Annotated in this window: 5 protein-coding genes; all 5 read left to right on the forward strand. The window is 71.2% G+C overall.

Translation table 11 applies throughout. From position 1 onward, the window contains the following. Nucleotides 1-246 precede the first annotated feature (246 nt). The 5 genes from ACX27O_RS18435 to ACX27O_RS18455 all read left to right on the forward strand — a co-directional run bounded on the left by ACX27O_RS18435 (nucleotide 247) and on the right by ACX27O_RS18455 (nucleotide 14,627). Complete coding sequence (locus ACX27O_RS18435) at nucleotides 247-1,020, forward strand: hypothetical protein (protein ID WP_209444531.1); 774 nt, start codon at nucleotides 247-249, stop codon at nucleotides 1,018-1,020. Between the two features lie 777 nt (nucleotides 1,021-1,797). Continuing rightward, nucleotides 1,798-2,637, forward strand: a complete 840-nt coding sequence (locus ACX27O_RS18440) for an alpha/beta fold hydrolase (protein ID WP_156057446.1) — start codon at nucleotides 1,798-1,800, stop codon at nucleotides 2,635-2,637. Beyond that, the gene (locus ACX27O_RS18445; protein WP_458939808.1) at nucleotides 2,634-4,928 is read left to right on the forward strand and encodes a caspase family protein; all 2,295 of its coding nucleotides are present in this window, start codon (nucleotides 2,634-2,636) and stop codon (nucleotides 4,926-4,928) included. The genes ACX27O_RS18440 and ACX27O_RS18445 overlap by 4 nt, the downstream gene beginning before the upstream one ends. Beyond that, a complete protein-coding gene (locus tag ACX27O_RS18450) occupies nucleotides 4,925-13,981 on the forward strand; it encodes a hypothetical protein (RefSeq protein ID WP_458939809.1) in 9,057 nt (3,018 codons plus the stop codon). Before ACX27O_RS18445 ends, ACX27O_RS18450 begins: the two co-directional genes overlap by 4 nt. Nucleotides 13,982-14,099: 118 nt before the next feature. Next, nucleotides 14,100-14,627 carry a DinB family protein gene (locus ACX27O_RS18455; protein ID WP_209444530.1) on the forward strand — a complete coding sequence of 176 codons (528 nt, stop codon included), beginning with the start codon at nucleotides 14,100-14,102 and terminating at the stop codon, nucleotides 14,625-14,627. Nucleotides 14,628-14,681: the final 54 nt, after the last annotated feature.

Genomic DNA, 14,681 nt, shown 5'->3' on the forward strand with positions numbered 1-14,681 from the left:
GCCCCGGCGGACGCGCGCCGCACCGCCGAACCATCTCCACGACGACGGGCAGATGTCCGCCGTACGTCAATGCGGCCACGTGTTCCCACCGGCACCGAGGCGTTCAACCTCCGACACGTCGGAGGCGTCCCTCGCGTCACGACGACGGACCCGAACCGGTGACGGGATGAGCAGCGATCGTGATGTCCGAAAGCACTGATCCGGCCCTGCCCGCGCGGTAGGGACCCAACGCCATGAAGGATGACCATGCGCCGTTCCCTCGCGGTGATCACCGCTGCCCTGATCCTCGGCACCACAGCCAGCAGTGTCCCGGCCGGCGCGTCGGGCGCCTCCCACCGCTCGTGCGCCGGTGGCCTGCTCTTCTGTGAAGACTTCGAGCGCCTGCCGCGAGGTGGCGCCAGCACGTTGGACTGGGGCGTCGACACCCGCAACGGCACGCTCACCGTCGAGCGTGCCCGCCACGGCAACCAGGTGTTGCACGTGCACACGGTCGACAACGGGCGGGCCTTCCTGCGGGTCGACGATTTCGCCGCGCCGGGCAACCGCTTCTATGGCCGGATGCGGCTGCGCGTCGATGCGTTCCCCACCGCCCCCGACTGGGCGCACTTCACGCTGGTGGAGGCGACCGGCACCGGTAGTGCGGAGGTCGTCCGGCCGGTCGGCGGCCAGTACGCGCCCACAGTCCCCGGCATCTTCTGGGGCGTGGGCGCCGACGGTGGCCCGACCGGCGACTGGACCAACTGGCGGGAGTCCGCCCCGGTTGCCGAGGACACCTGGCAGTGCTTCGAGTGGAAGCTCGACCCGACGGACAACCGCGTCACGGTGTGGATCGACGAGGTGGCGATCCCGGGGCTGAGCGCGTCGACGACCGATCACGGCGGCAACGACGTGCCCTTCGTCCTGCCGACGGTGAACACAGTGAAGATCGGCTGGCAGCTCTATCAGGGCGGCACCACACCACGCGACTTCGACCTCTGGATCGACGACATCGCGCTCTCCACCAAACGACTGGGCTGCTGACGTCGTTCGTCACCGGGGGCGTCGAGCATCTCGTCGCCGGCGCCCCCAGGACTGCCGTCGGCTTTCCGACTCACCTGCTCGGACGCTCACCGCTCTGGCCAACGTCGCTGCCTTCGCCAGGCACCGTCATCATCCGACGCGGCCCAACCGTGCCATCCGCGCCTCGCGCTGATGCGCGTGCACACGACTCCCACCTGCGACTACGTCAGGTGACGCCGGTGCCCGGCGGGTCAGACCGGCACGACGACCTGGACGGCCTGTTTGCCGTCGCCGGTCCAGTTGACCTCGAAATGGCCGTGACCTGCGCCCCGCCGGGACCGGTCATGGGGTCGAAAACATCGCCCAATCAGACGTTTCTATGCCGAGTCCCCTCCAATCACAATGGTTCCCTTGGACACGGGGGGTGATCGCCGCATGACAACTTTGATCTTCGTGCACGGTACGGGCGCGCGCACCTCACGGTACGAGCCCGTGCTCAAGAAGTTCGATGCGGCGATGCGAGACCGGTGTCCGGACACGACAGTCATCCCGTGTCTCTGGGGTGACCGGCTCGGCTCTCCGCCACCGGCCCCGCACAGGTCCATCCCCCGATACCGGCCGAGCACCACCGCACAGTCCCCGGTGTCCGGGTGGCCGACCGCCCGATGGACCATCCTGGACCTGGATCCCTTGCACGATGTCCGGGTCTGCGCGGCGGTCAGCGCTCGCACCCGTCCGGCGCCTCGCCTGCCGGGGCAGCTCAGTAACGCGGACCGCATCTCCCGTGCGGTGGCCCAGATGTCGCAGGCGACCACGCTGAACGAGGATCTGGTCGCGACCGGGCTCGCCGAGGGGTTCGACGTGGCGGTGGACTCGGTGCTGCGTTCGGCACCGGCCCGCGAGGCGATCGCCCAATCCCAGGGCGACGCCGCCTGGGGTGAGCTGGTCGACGCGCTGGCCGAAGCGATCATCGCGGAGACGCTGCGCCACCAGTCCACCACGACACGCCTGGTGCCCGCCGATCGGCGGCGGCTCGTCGAGTCGGTGATCGACGCCTTTCAAGGCGGTCAGCTCGGCGTACTGGGCACAGCGGCCAGGATCAGCGCGGAGCTCGCCATGCGGATGGGTGGCGCGTGGGCGCTCGACCACTGGCGCGGCTCGCTCAGTGACAGCGCCCACCCGTTCGTGGGCGACGTCCTGCGTTACCTCGCCCGCGGCGAAGCGATCCGGCGGCTCATCGCCGACTGCGTCCGGGACGCGGCCGGTCCGGTCGTCCTCGTGGGGCACAGCCTGGGCGGCATCGCGGCGCTGGACACGCTCGTCCTTCGGTCGCTGCCCGCTGTCGCGGCGCTCGTCACTGTCGGGTCGCAGGGGCCGCTCCTGCACGAGATGGGCGCACTGCCGAGTCTCGACGCCGGCGAGCCGCTGCCCGGCTCGGTGCCCCGCTGGCTCAACGTCCACCACCGGCGGGACCTCCTGTCCTACCTGGCCGAACCGATCTTCCCGGGGCGGGTGGAGGATGTCGAGATCGCCGGAAACGAGGTCATGCCGGAGGCCCACAGCGCCTACTTCGACCGGAAGGACTTCTACGACCTACTCGCGTCACTCGTCAAGGAGGTGGGGAGGGCCGCCCCATGACCACCCCGCCGGCTCTCGTACCCGGGGGCCTCTCCCAGCGGACGTTCGCACTCGTCGTCGGGGTGCAGGACTACCCGGATCTCGGCCCTGACTTCGCCCGCAAGGGCATCGCCGACGACGCCGTCGGCTTCGCCGAGGTCCTGTTGAGGTTCGGTGTTCCGCCGGCCAACATCCGGCTCCTGCTGTCGGCCGAGGAGATTCCGCCGATGCCGCACGGCCTGGAGGTCGCCGGTCCGGCAACGTCCGCCGCAGTTCGCGCGGAGATCCTCCGGTTGCCGCAGCACGACGGCGACCTGCTGTGGGTGTTCTGGGCGGGCCATGGTTGGTACGCCGACCTGCAGTCGCGTCTCCTCCTCGCCGACGCCACAGCGGCACACCAGATCAACATCAGCTTCGAGGAGTTGGTGACGCTCTGCGGCTCCGAGTTCCTGCCCGGCTTCGGCCGGCAGGTCTTCACCGTGGACGCGTGCCGCCTGCCGAACGCGCGGCTACCGAGGGCCGAGTCGCTGCCGGAGAAGGAGGAGGGCAAGAGCGAGTGCTGGCAGGCGATCATGTACGCGGCACCGCCCCGTCGCGCCGCCGGGTACTCGTACGGTGACCGTGGCGGGCTCTTCTCCCGTTCCCTGTTGGACGCGTTGAGGCGGGCCGACACGGCGGTGTGGCCCCCCTCGCTCGCCGACCTCTCGACCACGGTGCTGGCCGGGATGAAGGACCGGGGATCGTCCGACAGCGAGCCGACCACCTGCTACTTCAGCCCAGAGACCGGAGTGAACGAACCCGGCCGCCGGCTTGTCGCGGGCCCGGCGGCCGACGCCACCAAGGCCTACGAGCTGGCGGGGTACGTGATCCCGTCCGGCTGGTCGCCGGGTCGGCTGGTGCCGGGTTGCAGCGAGCGTACGGCGGTCCGGCTCGACCTGCGGTGGATCCTGGACCGGACACCGGCCCACGGCGTGGTGGCGGAGCCGTCGAATGCCGACCTGGCGACCGACCTGAACAGCGCTGAGCTGGTGCTCCGGGAGCACTCCCGGATGACCGTCACGCAGCGTCGATGGCTCACCGTCGAGCCGGCACGGTCGGGCGATCCATGGCGGCTGTCCGACGCCGACTCCTCGTTTCTCGACGCGGGCGGTCCTGACGAGGATCGCGCCTTCGTGCTCCGCGTCGACGTCGAGGTTGCCGCGGAGGGCCCGGACGCCGCGACGGCGAGCCTGTGCCGTGCCTGGACGGCGTACCTTCGGGACCGCTTCCCCGCGTCCTCGGTCGTGGTCGCCGTACGGGCTCCGACGCCGGTCGACGCCATGCTCACCGCACAGCGGTTGGCCGAGGTGCTGACCAGAGACGGGACCGGCTGGCTGACGGTGACCCGCTTCCGGCCGGGCGAACGGCCGACCACCGCCACCCCGCTGCCGTCGGGCAGCACCCCCGCGACGCCGGTGCTGCCCGCTGTCGTGCACCGGCTGCGCCAGGAGGCCGTCCGACGCGGGCTGAAGCCCGTGCTCCCGCCGCTGCCCGGCTACGCCGGACCGGACCTTGACAGCGTTTCCCCTTCGCTGCTGGCCGATCTGGTGATCAGCGAGCTGGAGGACGGCGACGGCCGGGTGGTGGAAACCGACCTGATGTGTGCCGTCCGCGACTTCCTGCCAGGCTGGTATCCGCAGTTCCTGACCGCTTCCGGCGCCCGGCGAACCGGCGCCGGCTGGGTTGCCGGGCTGACCGTGGCCTGCGCCTTCGACGCCGACGTTGGCAGGTGGCTGGACTCAATCGGTGATCGCCGGGTGGCACCGACCGACCTGCCCGCCCCGCTGACCGAATCGGTCGTCGAGGCGCTGGTGCTGGCGGCCCTCCGCGATCCGGCCGCGCGCCCGAAACTGCCCGGCTGGCGGTCCGCCTTCGCCGGCCGCGCCATAGCGGACCTGGTCCGGGTCATGGCCAGCCGCCCCGCCACCCCCGGCGACGGGGACGGCACGTCGTCGGCACCGACACCGGCCGAACTGAGCCGGGAAGCGGCACTTCTCACCGGGCGCATCGGCGTGGCCGCCGCGATCGTGCGCGCGGCCCGACCCGCGGACCGGCTGACCGACGCCTACATGGCTGCCCTGCGCGCCTGCCCGATGAGCGCGGATCTGATCGAGCTTCTGACCGGGCCGCCGGACGTGCCGTCCGCCGTGGCGATGGCGGTGGGACTGCGGCCGGTGGACCCCCGCACCGAACAGGTGCTCATTGACCGTATCGCCGAACTCAGACGCGTCCTTTACTACCTTCCGGCTCACCCCGACGGAGAGTGCGCATGATCGAGACCTGGTACTTCTGTTCGGCGGTGCACGCGTCGCCGCATCACGCGGAGGCGTTCATCTCCATCACGGAGGCGCTCACCTCGCGGCACTCCGGCGCTGACCTGCTGAACGCGGCTCTGCGTCAGCTCGCCAACTGTGAACCGGCCATGCGCCGGTACGCCGCCCCGCAGGTGCTGGCCGTCGCCGTGCGGCCCGGTGTCGAACCGGGCACGGCGGCCCTGGCGCGCAGTGCGCTCGACGACACGCTGGCAGTGCTGGACGGGTCGATCCGTACCGCGGTGGCGCAGGCGGTGGAGGCCATCTTCACGGCCCGGTCGGCCGAGACCGTCGCGGGTCACCTGTCGGAGGCGGCGCGACGAGCGCTGGCGCGCGTGCGTCCCGGCCGCGCGGCGCACCCCTATCTCGACATCGAGAGCTTCACCGCCGAGGTGGTGGTGCTCGCCGCCTGCGTCGAGGCGGCACGGCGCATCCCGGCGTCCGCGCGACTCGTGGTCGACGAGACGATCGGCAAGCTCAGCCGGGACGCGCTCGCCGGTCACTGCGGCCGCCGAGCGCAACTGCTCGCCGCGGAACTCGCCGCCATGGTCGGCGACGAGCTGATGAGCTCCGACGACGTCGTCACCCAACTCCTCGATCCGCGCATCGGCGCGACGTTCCAGGAGCCGGACCTCCTTGCCGCGATCGCCCGACTCACCTTCGGATTCCCCGGGACGTCCGCTCCGGCCGGCCCGGCGCCCGGTGCGGCCGGCCTGATCTCGAACGAGGTCGTGACGCTGTCGCACCTCCGCCGGCTGCGGCGCGGGCGACCCGATCCGTCGACCGCGTCGGAGGCCTTGTCGCGGCTGGGACTGTCCGGTCAGCATCCAGCCACCATCGCCATGGTTCTCTGGCAGGCCGTCCTGGACGAGCTGTCGGCCGACATCGATCCGCAGGGGACGGCGGACGCGCTGGCGCACCGGTGGATCGCACCCCACCGGGAGATCAACAAGCCGATCCGGGTACGGATCCCGCTGCCGACCCACGAACTGAACGCGTGGCAGACGAGCGCGGCGTCGCTCGCCCGACTGCGGACCGGGAACGAGAAGCCGGTGGAGTTCATCGTCCGGTCCGGGCCCCTGCAACTGTCGAGCTGGTTCTCCGTCGCCGTGCTGTCGCCGTGGTTCAACCGCCAGAACAGCGCGTACAACGCCCGCTTCACCCGAGATCCGGACGAGCAGATCAGGGACTCGCTGTTCCCGATGGGTGGTGACTCCGTCCTGCTGCTGCGGCTGATGCTCGCGGTGTGCACCGCCGTACGTCTGCTCCGCAGCGTCGAGGCCGGCCGGGCCGAACACCTCGCCGCACTCGTCCTGCACGCCGCGGACGTGCTGTCCGACACCCGGCACCGGGCCTTCCTGAGCGAGCTGGCGTACCGCCTGGAGTCGCCGAACCCCTCGATGTCCCTCCCGCTGGCCGGGCTGGCCCTGCACACCTACCGGGAATACGAGCGGGCCGGCGACGGCAGGTACCCCCAGATCGAGCCGTCGGTCTTCGCGGATCTGCTGCTCGCCGACCACCACGAGGAGGCGCTGCCACAGCAGGAGCGGTGGTTGCGCGGCCGACCGGGGGTGTCCCTGGTGACCGGCTGGATCGAGAACGCCCTCAGCGGAACGGTGCCGGACCTCGACACCGGTGGCCAGGGGCGATGGCGGCAGCCGGTGGCCGGTGGGCTCAGCCTCGCCGAGCGGGTCCTGATCCGCGCCGTCCAGATCCTTCCGCCATCGCTGACCAAGCGACCGGCAGCCCTGTTGCGGCTGCACTTCCGGCGTGCCGAAGAAGGCGACGCGCTGACGCCGTGGTACGAGCGCGACGTTCATCCGTCCCGCGTCTCGAACCAGTGGGAGGTCCTGGCCGTTCCGCCGCTCACTGCCGACGGCTGGCGACGCTACCCCAGTCTCGTCAACGATCGGCACGGCGTTCAGCTCGCCCTGCTGACCGAGCGTCTGGCGGCCCTCCTCACCGAGCCGGACGTGATCTCTGAGGCCGAGCGCACCGACTGGGTGGAGCAGTGGCGCACCGCGATCAACGCCGTGACCAAGGTGCGCGAGCTGTCCCGGCCGGTCCGGATGCGCCTGCTCGCCGCGCTCGCCCAGGGCATCGGGGGCCACTCCTGGCAGCGGTTGGTCCTCGAGGACATCATCGACACCGAGATCGAGTTCGGCCTCGGCACCCCACTCGACCGCTGGCTCATGTTCGACCGGCTCGGACCGAAGGCGGTGCTTCCGCCGTACCTGGCCGAGGCTCTCCGGCATCGTCTGCTTCGCGGCCTGTACCAGCGGCAGTCGGTGGACCAGCAGGAGCGCCTGCTCAACAACCCGTGGCAGTCACTCGGCGTTCGGCGGAGCAACGCGCTGCTGACCATGCTGATGCAGCGACTCGTCTTCGAGCTGGGTCCCGCCGACGTCGTCATCGGTGGGCACACGCTGTCCGACTTCGTCCTGCAACTGTGGCAGGACGCCCATCAGAACCTCCGCCTGACGGAGCTGAGCATCCCGGTGGACGAGGATGAGGGGGCACACGGCCTGGTCGACCCCCGGCTCCTCGCCGGGCTCACCGTCGACCCGGTGGACGGCGTGCTCCGGGTCCACTCGCGACGATCGCCGCAACTGCGGACCTTCTCGGGGGCGAGCGTCGAAGACCCGTTCCGGCTCTCACCCGAGCAGTTCGGGCGCCTGCTCGGGAACGACCCCTCGTACGTCATCGGCATGGTCTGCGCGGCCAAGGATGGTCAGGTCTGGGTGAACTGCGGCCTGGCCGACCCGCTGGCGGTGCCGGCGCCGGTCGACGCCGTCCGGGTCGGCGACCAGGTGGCGGTTCCGCTGCGCCGGAGCATCGCCGGACCGGCGGCAGCGGGCCCGATCGAGCGGTTGGCCTCGTTGCCGGTCGTCGGCGACCTGCGGCCCGCGACGATCGAGCGGCCGGCCACCGGACGCCTCGTCGTCCGGGTGGCCGACGCCATGCCGTTCGATGTGGCGGCCCTTCCGCAGCAGGCGCGGCGGAGCTGGGATCCCGATCTCCTCGGTGAGCTGGAGGAGCAGCCCGTGGGCGAGTACCCGGCCCTCGCGCGATGGGAGGGCGAGCACTGGCTGCCCGTCGACCGTGAGTACGTCGAGTTCCTGGCGATACTCACCGGTCGCGGCGAACCGGCGCCGATCCGGCTGGTGGTGATCGAGCTCGTCCGGCAGGGCCGCTCGATCCGGTTCTCGGCCGGCCCCGGCTGCAACGTGGTGCTGGACAACCAGGTCTGGGACGACGGTGACCGCGCGGACCTCCTCGCCGCCGTCCGCGAGGCCGCCGGTGACCCGTGCGGCCTTGTCGTGACGGCCGATCTGTACGGCGACGACGTCGGCGCGCCGCGACTGCGCCTGCGTCGGGAACCCGGCCGGCCGGCCGAGGATGCGCTCGACGTGCGCGCGTTGCGGTGGCGTGACCTGTTCCGGGACGGCTCGGACCACGAGGCGCGCCTCGTCGACGGCACGTGGCGGTTCGACCCCCGGTTGGCGGACCTTCCGGACGTCGTCGTCACCGGGCTCGACGCGCCCGGAACCCTGTGCCGCTTCACCCCCTCCGCCTGGGGGGAGGAACAGCAGCGGCGGCGGCAGATCGCCGGGCGGGTCGTGCCGGCCCGTCATCTGAACCTGCCGGATCGGCCGGATCGGGAGCTCTTCGAACGGCTCGTCGATCTGGCCGACGGGCACGTCGTTCAACTCCGCACCACCGTGGCGGAACCGCAGTGGGGCATGCGGCGCGGCTACACCGTCGAGGGGATGGCGGTCGACGTGGAGGCGGAGTCGATCTGGCTCGGGCCGGTCTCCGCCCGACACCGGGTGCATCAGCGCCTGCGACAGAACCGTCAGTCCCAGGTCTGCGACGTGCGGACCTTCGAGTTGCCCACCGGTGACGGCGAGCCGGCGCCGGTACCCAACATCAACCTCACCGCGGGTCTCGCCGAGGCCGACCGGGAGGCCGGCGAGGACGCCCTGGTGCGGCAGCACGAGTTGCGCGGCATCGTGGTCGACGCGCCGATCACCCGGAGCCGGGCCGACGTCTACACGGTCCTGCTCGACCTCGGAGTCGACATCGCGGTCTGCTCTCTGCGCCGGGAGAACTTCGACCGCCCGCCGACCGACATCGGCGCGATCGTGCGTGGCCGCCGCAGCCGGCACGGCTGGATCTTCACCGCGTACCGCCGGCGTATTCGCGTCCGGGCGGTCTGGGAGTACCAGAACGAGGTTCCTCCGTCGGACGCGATCGGCCTCGGCGTCGTGCAGTGGCGAGGACAGCGCAAGGCGCTGGCCCAGTCGACCAACCGGCCGGTCCTCTACCTGTACGACGACCTCTCCGCCACGGCGCATCTGCGACCGGTCGGAGCGAACGGCGAGGAACCCGCGCTGAGCGCCGGCACTGTCGAGATGTCCCGGGTCTACCCGGACCGCGACCGGCGTCGCATGGCGGTCCGGTATGCGGACCGGCGTGGATCGGCCGAGGTGCACGGTGAGACGCGCTACGTCCAAGCCGGTCCGTTCTCCCGGGTCGTCGGTGTCGACGTGGCGCTCGAGGACGTGGATCCGGGACATGTCGTGGTCCGGCGCAGCTTCAGCCTGTCCACCGGGGTCGCGCAGCAGCCAGCCGCCACCCCCGCTCCGGGGCAGTCGAGCACCGACGGTTACTACCGCTATCTCGCCGGTGAGCGCTCCCCGTTGACGGCGACGCTCAGCGGCTCCACGGTGACCCTGCAGACGGAGTGGACGGTGCCGACGCCCACCGGAGGGTCGACGTGGCAGATCCCGCTCGCCGAGGGCGAGGAGCCCTGGGTGGCCGTCGCGTACCGCAGCAACGATGTGCGGGTCGTTCTGCTGGAGTTGGCCGGCGGCGTGTTCGCCAGCTACCGGACCGCGCCCGCGCTCTCCATGGCGGAGTTCTTCCGGCACTTCCAGCGACAGGGCATCCGCCTCGGGATTCGTTCGGATCTGCGCGGGGCACGGCTGCACTACGTCGACCGCCGGGAGACGGCGCAGGGGGTGATGCACCGGTTCGAGTGGGGTTACGGCCACACGCTGGAACTGAACGAGCAGGCCCTCACCATCGACGGCAGACCGGCGGCGGACAACGCCGTCTCCCTCTTCCACGGCGACTTCGTCACCGACGTCCTGATCGACCAGCGCGCCGGCACCCAGGACCTCGTCCTGGACATCCGGATGGAACACATCCGCTGGGGTTGGTACGCGCAGCTCCACCGGGAGGCCGCCAACCAGGTCATCCACCTCGCCGACATCGTCGCCGACCAGGACGGTGGCCGCCCGCGCATCAAGGCGCTGCACGTCCGCTGGCGCAAGCAACCCGCCGACGGCCCGGTCTACCGGGACACCCAGACGGTGGTGCTGCGGCGGTTGCGGCTGGCGCCGGAGGCCAGCCGCCGCATCACCGACGCCTGGCAGGCGGAACGGCGCGAGGCCCGGCCGGACCGCCCGAACCAGGCGCTCGTCCGGCTCGACGTCGACAAGTTCAGGCGCAGCGGTGGCGCGCAGGTCGAGTTCCACTTCATCAGTCCGACGTTCGACAACGGTGAGCTTCCGCAGGGATGCCGCCTGTTCCTGACCGCTGACGAGATCCGCCCGCTGCCCAACGACGTCGCCCTCACGCTGCGCGGTGGCGATCTCATCGGCGGCGGATCGCGGACGGGTTTCGAGGTCGCGGTGCTGCGCCGTGACTTCTCCCGCCGGCAGGCGCTCCTGCAGCACATCCACCGCAACGCCGAGCCGGGAACCCACCCGCTGCGTGGCGCCGTCTACCTCGTCAAGCTGACGCGCATTCATCCGGCTGACAATCGCGCCGAGGGCTCGATCGTGGGCGGCCCCGGACGCCCGCACGCCGCCCTGATGAGCCGGCTTGCCAACGACGAGACCCCGTGCTTCGCCACTGTCGTACGGCAGGGCGACCGGATCGAGTTCGAGGTACGGCCGAACGTCGTGTTCCGTTTCAGCGCCGATGCCGTCGCCAACGCGGACGAGGCGCGCAACGGATCGATCGTCCGTCTGCTGCGCGGGCCAGACCGGTCACTCATGGTCCGTCAGGCGCTGCTCGGTGACGCGGCGTATCTGCCACGGGAGGGCCGGCCGGTCCAGCTGCTGCCGATGCAGAACCTGCTGAGCCGGCGCGATGACGGCGCGACAGCGCTCAGCCGGGGCTCGTACACCGTCGTCGGCCTCCCGTCGGTCATCGTGCCGGCCTCCCGTCGGGGGCGTACCCCGGACGCCCAGGCCCGGGAGCTGATCGCGACGCCACATCCGAAGCTGGGCGTCGTCCGGCGGGAAGCCCGCAACTCCTACCACCTGGAGCGGATCGGCAGCGACGTCCGCGTGGGCATCCTGCGACGCGAAGCCGATGGCACCCTGTCCGCCGCTGGCCGCGACGCCGACGGGGTCGCCTGGCGTACGCGGGTCCGTTGGGCCCAGGTGTCCTTCTTCGACCGTGGCGCGAATGGAATCCGGGAGTGGTGCGACAAGTCGTCCTGGGAGTATCACGACAGCACGACCGGGTACCGCCAGGGCGAGCGACTGGAGACGGTCACCACCGAGCGACTCAATCCGTCCGCCACGGTCTGGACCGACCCGGTGTTCCTCGGCAGCGGCGGGATGCTGCGGTACAGCGCTGACGAGCTACGGCAGTACGGTCTGCCCGCTACCGAACTGGTCGACGGCGGCGCCGGTCGGAAGGTCGGTCGTCCCCGTACCTACGCGGTGGGTGGCGTCACCCACCGCGGCGGCCGTCCGAGTGGCCTCTGGGTCGAGGTCGCTCCGGGCCGCCTCATCGAGGTCACCGGTCCCATGCTGTCCACACCGGACGGGAACAGCCTCGACGGTATGGACTGGTCGAGCTTCGCCCCCGGCGACCGCGTCACCCTGTCGGTGCAGCGGCACGATCCCACCGAGATCGGCGGCCTTGTGCTGCACGAGTGGATCGCCGGCCCCCGGGGGGCGCTGGGGCGGCGCGCGCTGCTGCCGATCGGGCAGACCGACACCGCCCGCCGCAGCGTACGGGTGGGGGTCGGGATCTGGTCGGCCACCCTGCCCACCGAGCCCGACGAGGCTCACCGGAAGGACTCCCTGGTCTGGCTCACCGATCGGAACGAGGTCACGTCGGCTGGCGAGAGACCTGTGGTCGGTCGCGGTGACACGGTCCTTCTCGAGGAGGGCGAGGCCGGCCTCAGCATCGTTGGCCTGCCGGATCGTGTCCCCGTGGCGGCCGGGAGCGACTCCATGGCGGGATGGCTCGTCGCGGCGTTGAAGGATCCGGCGGATCGTCGGGCGCTGTTCGAGCTGTGCGGGGGTGCTCTGCCCGTCACGGTCGAGGAGGTGTCCGGGACGACCATCCGCTGTTCGCGGCGCCGGCACGACCGCGACCTGAGCCCGGGTGAACTGACAGTGCTTCAGCCGCTCGGTGTGCTGCCGTCCGGTGAGCTGCTGCTGCGCCGGGGGTTCCGGCTAACTGTGGGTGCCGTCGGTGACCTCGTTCCGGGTCTTCCGCTTCCCCTGGTCGACCAGGCCATCCAGACGATCCGCCGCACGCGGCAACCGCTCTGGGCGTACGCCGACCGGTCGGCGGGAGTCCGGCTCGGGTTGCCCGACGAGCCGAGCCGACCTGCCGAGGAGATCACCGTCAGGCCGGTGGGAGTGATCGGCACCGGTGCCGACGCCGGCATCATCTGCCTCGAACGGCGCACGAACCGGCCCCGCTGGCTGCCCGCCACGGAGGTCGGCTGGACGCCACTGGACGCCGAGCACCTGCACCACTACCTGGGCCGACCGAACAGCCGGCAGCGACTGCGCGAGCTGTCCTGTCGGCTGCTGCCGGACGGCACCGTCTCGCTGGTCCGCACGGCGGCGAACCTGCAGCGCTTCGAACAGCTGAGGCTGGGCGACCCGCTCCGGGTGGAGGTGATCGGCGAGGAGGCGACCGAACGTCTGGCGGACGGACGGCACCGGTACATCGTCCGCGCGTACATGTCCGACATCCTGCTCGACATGCGGCTGGAAGGGTCGGCTCCTCCACTGACCGCCGAGCCCCGCCTGTGCGAGGTCGACAGGCGTCTTCTGGACCGTGGTTCCCCACGAATCAGCGTCTGCGACCCCGACCAGCGTCACCTCGCTCTCGACCTGCCGGCGTGGCTGATCCCGCAGGCGCCGGACCGGTCATCCGCGGTGGATCCGTCGGCACGGGGCGAGTACCAGGCGTTGCTGGCCGGGGCGGGTGCCGTCGTACACGGGGACGCCGGGCCCAGTGAGGACCACCAGGCTTCCCTCGGGCGCTGGCTCGCGACTGACGCAGCGGCGGCCTTCGGGCTGGGCGCACCCCGGGACATCGAGCTGGCGCCCGCGGTGGCAGCCGCGCTGCTGCTCGACGCAATGCGCGGGCACCCGTCGGTCGGGGCGAGCGCCGCGGCCGCGGCCGTCCACCTGTGCCGCCAGTTGGCGCTGCGGGCGATCCGGTCCCGGCACCTCGAGCCGCTCCTGCACGACTGGATCGGTGACCCGGACACGGCGGTCAAGACCGACCTGTGGCGGCGGTTGGATCAGGTGAATCTGGGCCCGGTGCTCAAGCCGGCCGATTTCCGGACCATCAAGGACGTGCAACGAGGCATCCGGGCCCGAACCGCCCTGCGGCCGGACCAGGCGCTCAGCATCGTCATGGAGAGTCTCGCCGCGAGCGCCGGCACGCACGTCAGCTATGACGAGATCGAGGGGTACGAGGGCGTACTGGGCAGCGTCGCCGCGCTGGGCCGGCCGCTGGCGCCGTCGCCGGGGCAGGTGACGGCGCAGCGGGAGCTTCTCCCGGCGCAACGGGACGCGCTCGGGCGGGTGCTGTGGGGATCGGTGCAGCGATGGCATGGCCTGACGCTGCTTCCGGTCCCGCCGATCGTGCAGGATCCGGACTGCGCCCGCAGTGCGCAGCTGCTCGAGGCCCTCGTGGGGGTGATACCCGCAGCGGAACCACCGGCCAGCCAGGCGTGACGGGCTGAGCCCGTCCGCCACGACGCTTCCGATCGACATGCCGTGCCTGTCGATCGGAAGAATGTCGCCCCGGGTTGTTAGCGTGCCGCATTCGCCGGCGGGGGGCGGACGAGGTGCCGTGCCAGCCGTCATCATGCTGACCAGAAAGGGCGTGGACCGGGTGGACGACGCTGAGAAGAACGCACTGTTGATGTTCCTGGAGGCGCAACGTTCCAGTGTTCTCGCGATTGTTGACGGCCTTGACCTCGACGCTCTGACCACCGCGGTGCTGCCCTCAGGTTGGACGCCGCTGGGTCTCGTGGAGCACCTCGGCTACGCCGAGCGACACTGGTTCCAGGAGATCGCCACCGGCTCCGTCGAGCCGCTGGCCTGGCCCGACGACGACCACACGCCCCTGACCACCCCACGGCCACCGTCGGTGGTCTTCGCGTTCTACCGGGCACAGTGCGAGCGTTCCAACACCGTCGTTGCCACGACACCACTGTCCGCGCCGGTGCGCGGGCGTCATCCCGGTTGGCTCGGCGACGAGGTCACCGACCTGCGGCGCATCATCCTTCACATGATCGAGGAGACCGCACGCCATGCCGGTCACCTCGACGTCGTGCGCGAGCTGATCGATGGAAAGACGGGGCTCGGACCTCGATAGCAGTTCCCCCTCGACCGTCGCCGAAAAATTTTCTGGGAAAGGCGGTAACCAAAT

This window comes from Micromonospora sp. SD19, from assembly GCF_054462275.1.

Coding starts and splice junctions, on each gene's coding strand:
- ACX27O_RS18450 (WP_458939809.1), top strand. CDS start 4,925: ATGATCGAGACCTGGTACTTCTGTTCGGCGGTGCACGCGTCGCCGCAT.
- ACX27O_RS18435 (WP_209444531.1), top strand. CDS start 247: ATGCGCCGTTCCCTCGCGGTGATCACCGCTGCCCTGATCCTCGGCACC.
- ACX27O_RS18440 (WP_156057446.1), top strand. CDS start 1,798: ATGTCGCAGGCGACCACGCTGAACGAGGATCTGGTCGCGACCGGGCTC.
- ACX27O_RS18445 (WP_458939808.1), top strand. CDS start 2,634: ATGACCACCCCGCCGGCTCTCGTACCCGGGGGCCTCTCCCAGCGGACG.